This window comes from Arthrobacter sp. JUb119 (assembly GCF_024807995.1).
Classification (GTDB): domain Bacteria; phylum Actinomycetota; class Actinomycetes; order Actinomycetales; family Micrococcaceae; genus Glutamicibacter.
In genome coordinates, this window is sequence record NZ_JANUFE010000007.1 from 115,931 (window position 1) to 129,465 (window position 13,535).

Sequence of the window (13,535 nt, forward strand, 5' to 3'; positions counted from 1 at the left end):
TTGGAGGGATGATGCCGAACAAGAACTTTGAACCGCGTGACCAGCGCATTGACGATGCGCTGGATACCTCCGGTGTGCGCCACCGCGCGACACTCAAGCAGGAATGGCCGCTGCTTCTGCTGCTGCTCTTTGTCTGGGGTGCTCTCTGGCAGGACTTCTCCCTGGGGAACATGGTCTTCGGCGTGATCATCGCGCTGCTGATCGTGAACCTGTTCCCGCTGCCGCCGGTGGTCCTTTCGGGCCGGATCAATGCCTGGTACTGCCTGAAGCTGTTCATCTGGTTCCTCGGACAGGTCTTCGCCGCCAGCGTCCATGTGGCCTGGCTGGCGCTGGTCCGCGGGAAGCGCACCCGCAGCGCGGTCATTGCGGTCCCGCTGCGCACCGACTCGGACCTGATCGTGATGACCGTGGGACACGTGCTCACGCTGATCCCGGGCTCCTTCGTGATCGACGTGGACCGCAGCTCGTCGACGCTGTACCTGCACTACATCGACATCGAGTCGCCTGCGGACGTGGAGAAGGCGCGTGCCGGCATCCGGGACATCGAACGCCGGCTGATCATGGCTATTGGCAGCCGAGACGAGTACGAAGCGATCAAGAGCGAATGCGGACCGAACTTTGATGCGAGGAAGGGGTAACATGCTGGATATCGTCATTTGGATCTGCGGCATCATGCTCGGGCTCGGTGCTGTCGCCTGCCTGGTCCGTGTTGCCAAGGGGCCGTCAATCCTTGACCGGGTGCTGGCCCTGGACGTGATGCTGCTGATCATCTCCGCCGCGCTGTGCCTGGAAATGGTGCTGCACAAGCACACCGACTACTTGCTGTTCGTCGTGGCCGCCTGCATGCTCGGGTTCATCGGTTCGGTGACCGTCTCGCGCTTCGTTTCGGATCAGAGGAACGCCTAATGGAAATCTTCCTCGATGTCCTCGTTGCCGTCCTGCTGATCCTTGGCTGCCTGATGTCATTGATCGCAGGTATCGGCTTGCTGACCTTCCCGGACATGCTCACCCGCATGCATGCAGCGACCAAACCGCAGGTACTCGGCTTCCTGCTGATTTTCGCTGGACTGGCCATTTACCTGCGCAGCTGGGCTGTGGTCCCGGTACTCGTGCTGGCCTGGGGAATGCAGCTATTGACCGCACCGGTTTCGGCCCACATGATTGGCCGTTCCGGCTACCGGACCAAGCACGCTGCCAAGGAAACCCTGTTCTCCGATGAGCTGAGCCACGTGGTCAACAAGGTCAACGGAACACCGCCGACCGGAACCACCCCGGTTTCCAAGACCGGATCGCCAGACGAACAAGATTGAGAAAAAGCGGGAGCCGCCCCTCTGGGCGGCTCCCGCTTTTGGCTCAACGCCGAAGCTTACTTGGTGAACTTGGCAACAACCTTGTTGGCGCTGCGGTCAGCCACCGTCTGCAGGATTGCTGCGACCAGGGCCGAAACGACTGCGAAGCCTAAGGCACGGCGGAAAGAAGCTTCCGCTGCTTCCTCAGTGCCCTTGCGTGGTGCTTTGCTGCCGGTTGCCTTCAACCAAAGGAAATCAACCAGCTTGCCGCCGAGCATGCCAGCGCCAACGGTGATACCGGTAGTGGCAAGTTTCTGCACTTTATCCATTTTTTCCTCGCGATCAAGCTCTTGACATATCGTTCCTCTGCCCAGCATACCTGCGGTATGGTGGGGGAGCAGTAATTATTCCGACAGGGGAGCGTCAGACTTTTAAAAAGTCGCAAGACGCTGAGAGTGCGATAGATCGCAGACCCTCGAACCTGCCCCGGCTAGTACCGGCGAAGGAAGTCGAGCATCTCGGATGCGGATAGGCGCGGCAGTATGCCCTCATTCCGTCCATCTCCCCTCCTTTCCACAGGAGGACCAGCAATGAACGAAACAGTTTCGAAGCAGCGGACCGGCTGGCGTGTAGTTGATATCGTCGTCGCCTCGGTGATCGCCGTCGCTTCAGGGGTCATTTTCTGGGCGTGGAGTGCCGGCTATGGCCTGTTCTCGCTCGCCTTTGCAGCTTTCCCGCCAGCCACCGCGTTGCTCACCGGCATGTGGCTCTTCCCGGCGGTGCTCGGCGCACTGATCATCCGCAAGCCAGGCGCCGCAATCTACTGCGAGCTGCTGGCCGCTGTGGTTGAAGCGCTGCTCGGCTCGCACTACGGCTTGACCGTACTGATCTCCGGCCTGGTCCAGGGCCTGGGTGCAGAGCTGGTCTTCGCAGCATTCCGCTACCGCAAGTGGAACCTGGGCGTGGCGCTGCTGGCAGGCTTGTTCGCCGGCTTGTTCGCCGGCATTTCCGAGGCCTACATCCTGGCCTACTATGTTGAGTACACCGCCGGAATGAAGATCTTCCACGTGATCGCCACCGGCATTTCCGGCGTAGTCGTCGCAGGGCTTCTGTCCTGGTTGGCCACGCGCGGACTGGCGAAGACCGGTGCATTGAGCGCCCTGCCGAGCCGGCGTGCGCACCTGGAAAGCGCAAAATGAGTTCCTTTGCCAATTCCGGCGCAGCCTCGCTGACCCAGCGCGGTGCCGCCATCACCGCAACGGGGTTCGGCTGGCAGCACTCCGAGAGGCAGAATCCTGCCATCTCGGGACTGGACCTTGTGATCCACGCCGGTGAGAAGGTGCTGCTGGTCGGTCCATCGGGCGCCGGCAAGTCAACCTTGCTGCACGCGATGGCCGGGTTGCTGGAAGCGGATGAGGACGATCAGGTCGCTGGCCGGCTGCTCATAGATGGCAGCGATGCCTTCATCCGGAGCCACCCGGTGGGCTTGATGCAGCAAGACCCGGAAACCCAGGTAGTGCAAAGCAGGGTCGCCGATGATGTGGCCTTTGGCGCCGAGAATCTCGGAATGGATCCCGAACTGATCCGCCAGCGGATCCCCGAAGTGCTGGACGCTGTGGGTCTGGGTGCGCTGTCCTTCGAGCACCGCACCCAGCAACTTTCCGGCGGACAGAAACAGCGGTTGGCCTTGGCCGGCATTCTGGCCATGGAACCCAGCGTCATGCTGCTCGATGAACCGACTGCCAATGTGGACCCGCAGAGCATTGAGCTCTTGCGCGATGCGGTGCTGAACGCCGCCCGGCTTTCCGGTGCCACGCTGGTCGTCGTGGAACACCGGATTGAAGCCTGGGCGCAGCATGTGGACCGGGTTATCGTGCTGCAGCCCGGTGGGGGAGTCGCGCACGATCTGGACCCGCAGCAGCTGTACACCGATGAAACGGTGCGCGAGGAGCTGGCTGCTGCCGGGCTGTGGATTCCAGGCTACTTCCCGCAGGTGGCTCGGGCAACGAACGGTGCCGGTGCCATGCTGCTGGAAGCGCAGCAGCTGGTATCCGCCCGCACCGCCACGGCACCGCGCACCCAAGCGGTGGACGTGAATGTGCAAGCGGGCACCGCGACGGTGATTCGCGGTGAGAATGGCGCTGGAAAGTCGACGCTGGCCTTGACCTTGGGCGGATTGCTCGTCCCGGCCGACGGCGGGTTGGCGGCCACCGCGCAACTGGCCGACGGTCTGGGCAACTCCCCGTTTGCCTGGAAGGCCGGTGCATTGATTGGGCGGATCGGTTCGGTGTTCCAGGAACCCGAACACCAATTCGTGACCCAGAGCGTTCGGGAAGAGCTGGCTTTCGCTCCCAGCCGCGCGCAGGCCAGCAGCGCCGATGCGCCGAAATACGAGCCGGCCCAGGTCCAAGCGCGCGTGGACGCGTTGCTGGAACGCTTGGGCCTGGCGCATTTGGCAGACGCGAACCCGTTCACTCTCTCCGGGGGCGAGAAGCGGCGCTTGTCCGTGGCCACTGTTCTGGCCGCATCCCCCCAGGTGCTGATCCTCGACGAACCGACCTTCGGGCAGGATGCGAATACGTGGAGGGAACTGGCCGGGCTGCTGGTTGAGGAATTGCAGCAGGGCACCGCGATCATTGCTGTGACCCACGACGATCACTTTGCCTCGGTGCTCAAAGCAAGGGACCTGGTGCTCACTGCCGGCACCCCGGAAGCTGGTACCCCGCGACAGGGGCCGGTGCTTGATGCGCCGGTAGGGCATAGCTGGTTGGCGAAGATCAATCCGCTGGCCAAGCTCGGTGCGGTGGCTGCGGCAACACTGCCGTTGATCACCACCTTGGATTGGGTTTCGGCGCTGGTGGTGATCGTGGCGACCGTGGTGTTCTTCCCCCTGGCAGGGCTGAGTCCGCTGAAATTCCTCAAGCGCGCGTGGCCACTGCTGATTGCCGGAATCCTTGCGGCGTGGGGCATCGCCTTGGTGGGCCAGGATAGCGGCATGGTCTACGCCCAATTCGGCGCCTTCAGCATCACCGAGGGATCGGTGGCCGGGGGCATTGCCACCGGACTGCGCGCTTTCGCGCTGGCCATCCCGTGCATCTTGCTGCTGGCCACCACGAATCCAAGCGATTTGGGCGGGGCGCTGTCTCAGCAGCTGAAGGTACCCCACCGGTTTGTGCTCGGGGCCTTGGCCGGCATGCGATTGCTCGGGTTGATGGTGGAAGAATTCACCACGCTCACGCTGGCCCGGCGCGCTCGCGGTGTCGGGAACTTCGGCACCGTGGGCCAACGCATCAAGGCAACCCTCGGCCAGGTGCTGGCCTTGCTGGTGCAAGCGATTCGCCGCGCCGGACGGTTGGCCACCACGATGGAGGCCAAGGGGTTTGGCACGGCCAAGCGTACATGGATTCGCACGGCCACCTTCACCTGGCGTGATGGCATGGTGCTGGCCACGGGGATCCTGTTTGGCACGGCCGCAATGGCTGCGGCCGTGCTGGCAGGGACCTACAACTTGGTGTGGTCCTAGCGGATTGCTTCGCTCAGGGCGCTGAGCTCTTCATGGAGCTCAGCGTCCAGGCGCAACGGCTTGGCATCGATGGTGCGCACCGGGGTCAGCAGGCGGATGGAGGAAACCAGCCACACGCCATCGGCCTGGTACAGGTCTTCCGGGCGCAACGGGCCGTAGCCCAGCTCCCAGCCATCCTGGGCCGCGGCGTCGAAAATGGCGCTTTGCGTGGTGCCTGGCAGGATGCCGGTTTCAAGCATCGGGGTCAGCAGCCGCTTGGTCTCGCCATCGCGCTGGGCTACCAGCACGGTCGAGGTCGGAGCTTCCAGGATGATCCCGTCGGCGGAGGTGAAAATGACATCATGGGCGCCGTGCTTGTGCGCGTAGCGCAGGGCGGCCATGTTGATCGAATAGGAAAGGGTCTTGGCGCCCATCATGAGCCATGGCGCACGTTCGGCCAGCTTCGAGTCGTAGCCGCGATCCAGCATCAGGACATCCACACCGGTTTCACGCTGTTCCCTGCCCAAGGCCGGGGCAGGGGTCACGGTGACCCAGCAAATGGCAGGATCATTGTCGTGCTCGCCGCGCGCGGCGACCAGCTTGACCACCGCTTCTTCAGCGCCGCCGGTGGCATCGAAATCGGCCACAGCGGTATCTACCGCGGCAAACCAGCTGCGCGCATCGGGAATGGCCAAGTCGGCAACTTCAGCCGAGGTCGCCAAGCGTGCCAGGTGCGCTTCGAATTTGCGTACGGCCTGGTTGGTGTAGAGCATCGATTCAAAGATGCCATCACCTCGCGTCACTCCCTGTGCTGTGACCAGAAGTTGCGGTGCAGTGATGTCTGCAAGACGACCAGCCGGATAGGCCGGATCCAAGAATACAAGTGAGCTCATAAAGACAGATTATCGAACCCCAGCGTCTTCTGCGCGATTTCTGCAGGCGGAGATTCAGACAAGTCCGGCAATGTTCGATAAGCTAAGCGAAGGATTTTGGCCTGTACATCGCAGATCAGAGGCCGATAATGCCGAATTCGCGGGGTGTAGCCAAGGGGGTGCCCGAGTGTGGCCAAGTAATGAAGTCTTCTTGCAGATTGGCGGCGTTCTCTGGAGCGTGCTGGTCGCAATAGAGCTAGCGGTTCGCTACTTCATGATCGGCATCGTTCCGGGCAACCGGCGCCCCACCACCGCCATGGCATGGCTATTGGCTATCTTCTTCCTGCCCGTTGTGGGACTTGTCGCATACTGGCTTTTCGCCAATCCGCACCTGTCGCGCCGCCGCTTGGAAAAGCAGCGGCGTGCGCACGATGAAATCATGAAGGCCACGAGCCACATGCAGCTGCCCGAAGAATTCCATTCCCAGGAGGAATGGGTCGAATCGGCAGTCATGCTCAACCGCAATCTTGGTGCCATGCCGCTGGAAGGCGGCAACCAGGTAGAGGTCATTTCCGATTACCGGGCTTCGCTCGATGCCATGCGCAAGGAAATCGATAACGCCACCCGCTATGTGCACATCCAGTTCTACATCATGGGCGATGACCCGGATTATGTTGGACCGGTACTCGATGCGCTGGAAGCGGCCGCGGAGCGCGGCGTGCACGTCCGGTTGCTCTTCGACCACCTGGGAACCTTGCGCGTCAAGGGCTACAAGGATTTCAAGAAGCGGCTGAAGAAATCCGGTATCAACTGGCGCCCGATGCTGCCCATCGACCTGATCGGCCGTCGTTGGCGCCGCCCGGATCTGCGCAACCACCGCAAGATCCTCGTTGTTGATGGCGAGGTGGCCTTCACCGGAAGCCAGAACCTGATTGAACCCGGCTACAAGCGCGAGTCCTCGCATAAGGTGGGCCGCGAATGGGTTGAAATGATGCTCCGGGTCGAAGGTCCGCTGGTGCGCAGCCTCGACGTCACTTTCGCTACCGACTGGTGGCAGGAGGACGACGACCAGGAAGTGCTGATGGACATGGCCGAGGCCCGCCACCCGCTGGCCTATGAGGAACGTCCCGGTTCCACCCTGGCGCAGCTGCTGCCCAGCGGCCCCGGATACGGTACCGAGAACAACCTCAGGCTGTTCAATACGCTGATCTATTCTGCCTCCGAACGCCTGGAAATCACCAGCCCCTACTTCGTTCCAGACGATTCGCTGCTCTATGCCATCACCACTGCCGCCCAGCGCGGAGTAGAAGTGGAATTGTATGTTTGCGAAGAGGGCGACCAGTTCCTGGTGCACCACGCGCAGCAGTCCTACTACCAGCAGCTGCTGGAAGCCGGCGTGCGCATTCACCGCTACCCGGCACCGATGGTGCTGCATACCAAGTGCTTCACCGTGGATAACGACGTGGCCGTGGTGGGATCCTCGAATATGGACATGCGCTCATTCAGCCTGAACATGGAAATTTCCGTGATGCTGCTGGGCAAGGAAATGGTCGATGCGGTTAACCAGGTGCAGAACCACTACCGCGGGATTTCCTCGGAAATCACCCTCTCGCAGTGGCGCCGCCGTCCTCGCATGCAACGCTGGATCGACAATGTGGCTCGCTTGACGGCCACCTTGCAATAATTCAGTTGGCTTAAGTGTCTTGCGGGAAACTGGCGCCCAGTGCTTGAAGCACGCCGCGGGATTTGGTGATGACCTCGTCCCACTCTTCAGCGGGCACCGAATCAGCGGTGATTGCCCCGCCAAGGCCCAGGCTCAACCGCCATGACTGGTCAGCTAGCCGGTCGCACACCAGGGTTCGGATCACCACGGAGAAATCGGCGGCACCATCAGCACCCAGATACCCCACGGCCCCGGAGTACAGGCCGCGGGCACGGTGCTCTTCGAGCTCATCCAAGATGCTCATCGTGGACAGCTTCGGTGCACCGGTCATGGAGCCCGGCGGGAAAGCTTCGCGCAGGGCTTCGGCGGCCAGCTGCGGGGCGGATAGCGTGGCGTCGATGGTGGAGACCATCTGGTGCACTGTCGCGTAGGTTTCCACCGCGCACAGCCGGGCAACCTTCACCGACCCGGGAACCGCATGGTGCGACAGGTCGTTGCGCAACAGGTCAACGATCATGATGTTCTCGGCCCGGTCCTTGGGATGGGTGGCCAGATCATGCTTCAACGCGAGATCTGATTCTTCATTTTCGCCACGCGGCCGGGTGCCCTTGATCGGCTCGGCCCGCAACTGCCCGTCCTTGGACAGCGCGAGGAACCGTTCCGGTGAAATGCTGGCGATTTGCAGATCAGTGAAACGCAGGTAGTGGGCAAACGGTGCAGGGCTGGAGCGGCGCATCCGGCAGTAGGCCTCGAACGGATCGAACAGTTCGGCATGGGCCGTCAGTTCGGTAGTCAGGCAAACTTCGTAGGTGTTGCCTTCATAGATCTCGCGTTGGGCCTGGCGTATCTTCTGCTTGTAGCCGGCTTCGGTATCCGCGCAGCTGAACTGCGGGATAGGCAACGGGTGGTGGGCGCGCAGTTCTGGAGGATTGCCCAACCGGATGCTCAGCGCTGCTGCCGGTTCGCTAATGCTGTGCAGATGCATCTGGCCTTCTTGATGGTCAATGACCACCACGGTATCCGGCGCAAAGAACTGGGCATCGGGGCGCACCCGCCCGGGTTCAACCACTGCCTGCAGATCCGCGGCGCCGAGCTCGCGCTTGAGCTCATAACCGAGGTACCCCACCCATGCCGGCAGCGGGTAGCCGACTTTAGCGGTGGTTCCGGCAGGCCAGAGGCCTGCCAGCGCGCGGAAGAAATCCTCGCCCAGCCGTACTTGCGCTCCGGGCAAGCTGACGGTGGTGCCGTGGCTGGTGGCGCTCAGTACCGGGGGCTGTTCTGCCGCCGAAAGCGCGATCAACGAATAGCGGTTGCGTCCCAACGGCTCGCTGAGCTTATGGCTTGTTGATTCCAGTAGTGCGGCATGCGGAAGGGACCGGGCCAGTTCCTCGAAGAGTGACGCCGTATCGGCTGGCGCCTCGTAGCTCTGGCGGAAGGTTGGGGCAGTGGGGGACTGGTTGGAGCGGAGGCAAAGCTGGCGCATCATGGCCGGCAGGTAGCGGCAGGAACGCGCCCAGATCTCGATGGGGTCGTGGTCGCCAGCGGCATCAATGATCAGGGTTGCTGCGGCGTGCGGCTGATGGGCCAGCAGGTACCGTTCCTCTTGTTCGGCCCACATCTGCCAGTACGGACGGTAGGCCTGTCCATCGCGTGCCAGCGCCCGATCGCGGCGGAAGCTTTCGGGTGCTTCCAGCCAGATCCCGATATCGAGGAATTCTCGGGCGTCGGAATGGATCGCTCCTACGCCTTCGATGATCACTACCTCGGCCGGAGTGAAGTTCTTGGATGCGCCAAGGGCACCCGCGGCCCAGTCCCAGGTGGGGTAGGTGATCGTGTTGCCTGCTGCGAGCTGAGGCAGGATCCGGTGGTAGAGATCGAAGGACCGGTGCAGCCCGTCCCAACCGTGGTAGAGCTCTTCGAGGCGCAAAATAGCTATGGAGGCGGTGGCTTCCAGGTATTTCGCTAGGTCTGTTGCAAAGGTGCTTTTGCCGGATCCGGAACGCCCGTCAATGGCAATCAGCGTTGGTCTAGCGGTTTCCACGAGAGGCGATGTTACTCCGCACGTAATCTACAAGGGCAGGCAGGGAAGCAGAAATGAGTTTCCAGGTCTCGCGGAAGTCTCCGGCATCACCGTACCAGGGGTCATAGATGCCCTGCTGGTCGTGCGGGGAGCTCGCGGTTCCCGGATCAAAGGAACGGAACATCCGCAGTTGCGGACGTTCGCTCGGATCGATTTCGGCCAATTCGGGAACGAGTTCCTCGAAGTGGTCGGTGTCCATCGCCAGTACGAGATCCATCTTGGCGATTTCGTCCGAGTCGATCTGGGCGGCAATGTGCTCGGATGCATCAAGTCCATGGCTGCGCAGAGTACTGGCAGCACGCTCATCGATGCGCTTGCCGACTTCACCATCGGTGATGGCTCGCGATATGACCTCGACCTGCGAGACCTCGGCATCCTTGAGCGCATTCTTGAGCATGTACTCGGCCATAGGCGAACGGCAAATATTTCCCGTGCACACGATCATTATCCGGAACATGGCATCAGTCTATGGGCACAAGGCGATTCGATCGATAGCTACGCGCCCGTTTCCCGGCAACAAATCGGCAACGATTCGGAAATTGGCCCGGGAATCGGTTCACGGCTAGGAGTTCTGCGGCAAGAGCGGGGCGAAAATGCTAGTGCATGAGCAGCAGGAGCGCGGCGACCAGGATGAACAGTACGCCGAAGAGGACGTTCAGCAACTTGGCGCCGCGGTAAGTAGCGGTGAAGCGCTGGAAGGTGCGGGCCGTGCCGGCAAAGAAGAAGAACATCACCGCGATGTCCACCACGATGACCGTGCCGATGAAGATGGCGTATTGGGCCAGGAGCGGCTGATCGGTGCGGATGAACTGCGGGGTGAAAGCCAAGAAGAAGACGATGGCCTTCGGATTGAGCAGGTTGACCAGGATGCCCCGGTTGAGCATGGACCAGCGGGTCAGGCGGTGCCCGGTGCTGGTTCCATCGGAGGCGACCTCCGGCTTGGAGAGCAGCATGCGGATACCGAGATACACCAGATAGGCAGCGCCTGCGTAGCGGATGATGGCGAACAGCAACGGCGAGCTGGCCACGAGCAAACCGACTCCGGCGGCAACGATCACCACATGGATCAGCAAGGCGATCTGCTGCCCGAGCACGCCCCAAATGGAAGCACGCCAGCCTTGGCGCATCGAATTGCTCATCGTGTTGATGGCTCCGGCGCCGGGGGTGAAGCTGATGACGATGCAGGCGCTGAGAAGGGATATCCAGAGTGAAAGGGTCACTGCTTAAGGCTAGTGTCCGTCGCGCTCTTGGCTGGTTTCGTTGCCCGCTGTGTTACGACTTCTTCGCGCGCGCTGTCCACGCCGGCGACGGCTTCTGCCATGAAGCGGGCTATGACCTGCAGCTGCTGTTCGTCGTAGTGGCTGATCACTTCCCGCATTTTGGCACCTAGCGGCATGAACATTTCCATGCCCTTGCCGCGGGCTTTGGGTGTCATGGCGATGCGGATGACACGGCGATCCCGGTCCGAGCGCTGGCGCTCGATCATTCCCAGTTTTTCCAGGCGGTCGAGCATGGCGGTGGTAGCCGGAGAACTCAGTTGCAGGTCGCGGCTCAGGTCGCGCGGGGAAGGCAGAAGGCTGCGCTGCTCGTATTTCATGATGATCGACAGCGCATTCATATCCGTGCGGTGCGTTGCGTAAAGTGCTCCGGTGGACTCAACGTAGCGGTCCGAGGCTTGGCCGAATTCCTGCAGGAGCATGACCAAATTGTGCTGTTCTCTTGCGCTCATAGGCGCAATCCTAGTCGGAAAAGCATTTAATAGCCTGGGAAGTATTTCTACGATGGAAGTAAGTCTTGTAGTATGGCATTCGGATCGCCCTTTGATCCACCGCCAGCAATCACGAGTGAGGACGGATCAGTGGCGCATGTAGCGAAAACCGACCAGCCATCGGGCAAGAAGCGATTGGACAAGAAGGGTATCGGCATCAGGGCAGGAATCTACGCCCTGCTGATCATCCTCTGGCTGGGTGTAGCCGGAATCGGCGGCCCGACCTTCGGCAAGCTTTCCGAGGTCCAGACCAACGACCAGACCTCCTTCCTCCCGGCCACCGCCGAAGCAACCGAAGCCCTGGAATGGCAGAACAAATTCCGCTCCACCGAAGCAATCCCAGCGGTGGTCCTGCTCACCAGCGATGGCGAGGTCAGCAAGGAAACTGCTGGAGGGATCGGCGAGGCGCTGAAGGACTTCACGCATCTGGACGGGCAGATCACCGGGCCCTTCCTCTCCGAAGACGGCAAGGCCGCTGAATTCATCGTTCCGGTCTCCGGCGAGGTGGAGGCCGATACCGGAGTCGAAGAGCTGCGGGCGCTCCTGGCTGCCGAGAAGCCCGAGGGCACCACCGCCTATGTCACCGGGCCGGCAGGCTTCAGCGCCGACCTGGTCGAGGCCTTCGGCGGCATCGACGGCGTGCTGCTGGGCGTGGCCCTGGTAGCTGTGCTGGTGATCCTGCTGCTGGTCTACCGTTCGATCCTGCTTCCCTTCACGGTGCTGCTCACCTCGGTCGTCGCGCTGTGCGCGGCAATTGTCGCGGTGTACTTCATGGCATCCGAAGGCTGGATCCGGCTCGACGGCCAGGCCCAGGGCATCTTGTCCATCCTGGTCATCGGTGCGGCTACCGACTACTCGCTGCTGTTCGTGGCCAGGCACAAGGAAGCGCTCATGGCCGGCCAGGACAAGTGGCAGGCCGTGGCTTCCGCATGGAAAGGCTCGCTGGAACCGATTGTCGCTTCGGGCGGCACCGTGACGGTGGGCCTGCTGTGCCTGCTGTTCTCCGATCTGAACTCCAATAAGGCACTGGGACCCATTGGCGCCTCGGGCATCATCTTCTCGATCGTTGCCGCGTTGACGTTCCTGCCGGCGGTGCTCGGCTTGCTGGGACGGGCCGCTTACTGGCCCTTCCCGCCCAAGCCGGTGGCCGTGGACGCCCAAGGCCAGGAGAAGGAAGGCCTGTGGGGCCGCATTGCGCGGTTCGTTGCCAGCCATCCGCGCCCGATCTGGATCATCACCGCTCTGGTGCTCGCCGTGGGAGCGCTGGGCATGACCCAGCTCAAGGCCCATGGCGTGCCGCAGAGCGAGCTGGTGGTAGGCGGTTCGGAGTCGCGTGACGGGCAGATCGCCCTGGGCGAGCACTTCCCTGGCGGCTCGGGATCCCCGGCCACGGTGATTGTCGATGAAGCCGAAGCGCAGACGGCCCTGGAAAAGGCCCTTGATGTCACCGGCGTGGATTCGGCCTACTTGCAGGCTGAAGACGGCGGACCGGCCATGGCCGCCCGCGGGGCCGAGCCAATGAGCGTCGAAGGCCGCAACCTGATGTCGGTGACGCTGGCCGATGCGGCCGACTCGGATGCCGCCAAGCAGACCGTGGTCGAGCTGCGCGAGCAGCTGCATGCGGTCGACGCCGACGCGCTGGTCGGCGGCACCACTGCGACCCAGCTCGATACCAATGAGACGGCCATCGCGGATCTGTTCAAGATCATTCCGATTACCCTCCTGGCCATCTTGCTGATCTTGATGTTGCTGCTGCGTTCCATTCTGGCTCCGGTGCTGCTGATCCTGACCACCGTACTGTCCTACGGCACGGCGATGGGTGTCAGTGCGCTGGTCTTCAACAATGTCTTCGGCTACGTGGGTGCCGATCCATCCGTACCGCTGTTCGGCTTTGTCTTCCTGGTGGCGCTGGGCGTTGACTACAACATCTTCTTGATGACCCGTGTGCGCGAGGAATCCTTGAAGCGCGGAACCCGTGAGGGCATGCGGGTGGGCTTGAAGGTCACCGGCGGCGTGATTACCTCCGCCGGCGTGGTGCTTGCCGCTACCTTCGCCGCACTGGGTGTGGTGCCAATCATGTTCCTGGGCCAGTTGGGCTTCATCGTGGCCTTCGGGGTGCTCTTGGATACCTTCGTCGTGCGAAGCCTGCTGGTGCCGGCGCTGGTCGAAGAAATCGGACCAAAGGTCTGGTGGCCCTCGAAATTGGCGAAGAAGGAATTCGAGCTGAATTAGGCAGCGCGGCGGCCTGTCCCGGGAGCCCTAGTGGTGAACGTCTCCCGGGGCAGCAGTGCAAAGCGGGGCCGCTCACAGACGGGCCCCGCTTTCGCACTGTAGTATGGATACTTGTGCGTCACCGGAAAA

Annotated in this window: 13 protein-coding genes and 1 riboswitch; of the genes, 7 read left to right on the plus strand and 6 right to left on the minus strand. The window is 62.1% G+C overall.

What is annotated here, in order from left to right; translation table 11 throughout:
* Positions 1–8 precede the first annotated feature (8 nt).
* From M2368_RS16550 to mnhG, 3 genes are read left to right on the plus strand one after another with little or no spacing between them, the layout of a single operon-like run.
* Positions 9–638: a Na+/H+ antiporter subunit E gene (locus tag M2368_RS16550; protein ID WP_105657015.1), complete on the plus strand. Its 630-nt coding sequence runs from the start codon at positions 9–11 to the stop codon at positions 636–638.
* A 1-nt stretch (position 639) separates the two neighbouring features.
* Complete coding sequence (locus tag M2368_RS16555) at positions 640–906, plus strand: MrpF/PhaF family protein (RefSeq protein WP_105657014.1); 267 nt, start codon at positions 640–642, stop codon at positions 904–906.
* Positions 906–1,310, plus strand: a complete 405-nt coding sequence (mnhG, locus tag M2368_RS16560; RefSeq protein ID WP_105657013.1) for a monovalent cation/H(+) antiporter subunit G — start codon at positions 906–908, stop codon at positions 1,308–1,310. The genes M2368_RS16555 and mnhG overlap by 1 nt, the downstream gene beginning before the upstream one ends.
* A 56-nt stretch (positions 1,311–1,366) precedes the next feature.
* On the opposite strand, the gene M2368_RS16565 is transcribed toward mnhG, so the two are convergent.
* On the minus strand, positions 1,367–1,609 hold the full coding sequence (locus M2368_RS16565; RefSeq protein ID WP_105657090.1) for a DUF4235 domain-containing protein: 243 nt from the start codon (positions 1,607–1,609) through the stop codon (positions 1,367–1,369).
* Between the two features lie 84 nt (positions 1,610–1,693).
* Positions 1,694–1,814: riboswitch (TPP riboswitch) on the plus strand.
* Positions 1,815–1,879: 65 nt separating this feature from the next.
* On the opposite strand from M2368_RS16565, the gene M2368_RS16570 reads away from it, so the two are divergent.
* Positions 1,880–2,488, plus strand: a complete 609-nt coding sequence (locus tag M2368_RS16570; RefSeq protein ID WP_105657012.1) for an ECF transporter S component — start codon at positions 1,880–1,882, stop codon at positions 2,486–2,488.
* On the plus strand, positions 2,485–4,812 hold the full coding sequence (locus tag M2368_RS16575) for an ATP-binding cassette domain-containing protein (RefSeq protein ID WP_448939435.1): 2,328 nt from the start codon (positions 2,485–2,487) through the stop codon (positions 4,810–4,812). Before M2368_RS16570 ends, M2368_RS16575 begins: the two co-directional genes overlap by 4 nt.
* Here the strand turns inward: M2368_RS16575 and M2368_RS16580 are convergent.
* A complete protein-coding gene (locus M2368_RS16580; protein WP_105657010.1) occupies positions 4,809–5,684 on the minus strand; it encodes an aminodeoxychorismate lyase in 876 nt (291 codons plus the stop codon). The genes M2368_RS16575 and M2368_RS16580 overlap by 4 nt on opposite strands.
* A gap of 166 nt (positions 5,685–5,850) precedes the next feature.
* Between M2368_RS16580 and cls the strand changes: the two genes are divergently transcribed.
* Positions 5,851–7,347, plus strand: coding sequence for a cardiolipin synthase (cls, locus tag M2368_RS16585; protein ID WP_286134130.1), 1,497 nt, complete (start codon positions 5,851–5,853; stop codon positions 7,345–7,347).
* Between the two features lie 10 nt (positions 7,348–7,357).
* On the opposite strand, the gene M2368_RS16590 is transcribed toward cls, so the two are convergent.
* From M2368_RS16590 to M2368_RS16605, 4 genes are all read right to left on the minus strand, one after another.
* Entirely contained in the window at positions 7,358–9,367 is a 2,010-nt protein-coding gene (locus tag M2368_RS16590) for a chorismate-binding protein (RefSeq protein ID WP_498724745.1), read from the minus strand.
* Positions 9,354–9,863 (minus strand): low molecular weight protein-tyrosine-phosphatase, encoded by a 510-nt coding sequence (locus M2368_RS16595; protein WP_105657007.1) that lies wholly within the window; start codon positions 9,861–9,863, stop codon positions 9,354–9,356. The genes M2368_RS16590 and M2368_RS16595 overlap by 14 nt, the downstream gene beginning before the upstream one ends.
* A gap of 139 nt (positions 9,864–10,002) precedes the next feature.
* Positions 10,003–10,626: a LysE family transporter gene (locus M2368_RS16600; protein ID WP_105657006.1), complete on the minus strand. Its 624-nt coding sequence runs from the start codon at positions 10,624–10,626 to the stop codon at positions 10,003–10,005.
* A complete protein-coding gene (locus M2368_RS16605; protein ID WP_105657005.1) occupies positions 10,623–11,135 on the minus strand; it encodes a MarR family winged helix-turn-helix transcriptional regulator in 513 nt (170 codons plus the stop codon). The genes M2368_RS16600 and M2368_RS16605 overlap by 4 nt, the downstream gene beginning before the upstream one ends.
* 129 nt (positions 11,136–11,264) lie before the next feature.
* On the opposite strand from M2368_RS16605, the gene M2368_RS16610 reads away from it, so the two are divergent.
* Positions 11,265–13,406 carry an MMPL family transporter gene (locus M2368_RS16610; protein WP_133833559.1) on the plus strand — a complete coding sequence of 714 codons (2,142 nt, stop codon included), beginning with the start codon at positions 11,265–11,267 and terminating at the stop codon, positions 13,404–13,406.
* Positions 13,407–13,535 lie beyond the last annotated feature (129 nt).

Excerpts from the sequence above, each read along its gene's own strand:
- M2368_RS16550 (WP_105657015.1), top strand. The coding sequence starts at position 9 with ATGATGCCGAACAAGAACTTTGAACCGCGTGACCAGCGCATTGACGAT.
- M2368_RS16555 (WP_105657014.1), top strand. The coding sequence starts at position 640 with ATGCTGGATATCGTCATTTGGATCTGCGGCATCATGCTCGGGCTCGGT.
- mnhG (WP_105657013.1), top strand. The coding sequence starts at position 906 with ATGGAAATCTTCCTCGATGTCCTCGTTGCCGTCCTGCTGATCCTTGGC.
- M2368_RS16570 (WP_105657012.1), top strand. The coding sequence starts at position 1,880 with ATGAACGAAACAGTTTCGAAGCAGCGGACCGGCTGGCGTGTAGTTGAT.
- M2368_RS16575 (WP_448939435.1), top strand. The coding sequence starts at position 2,485 with ATGAGTTCCTTTGCCAATTCCGGCGCAGCCTCGCTGACCCAGCGCGGT.
- M2368_RS16580 (WP_105657010.1), bottom strand. The coding sequence starts at position 5,684 with ATGAGCTCACTTGTATTCTTGGATCCGGCCTATCCGGCTGGTCGTCTT.
- M2368_RS16595 (WP_105657007.1), bottom strand. The coding sequence starts at position 9,863 with ATGTTCCGGATAATGATCGTGTGCACGGGAAATATTTGCCGTTCGCCT.
- M2368_RS16605 (WP_105657005.1), bottom strand. The coding sequence starts at position 11,135 with ATGAGCGCAAGAGAACAGCACAATTTGGTCATGCTCCTGCAGGAATTC.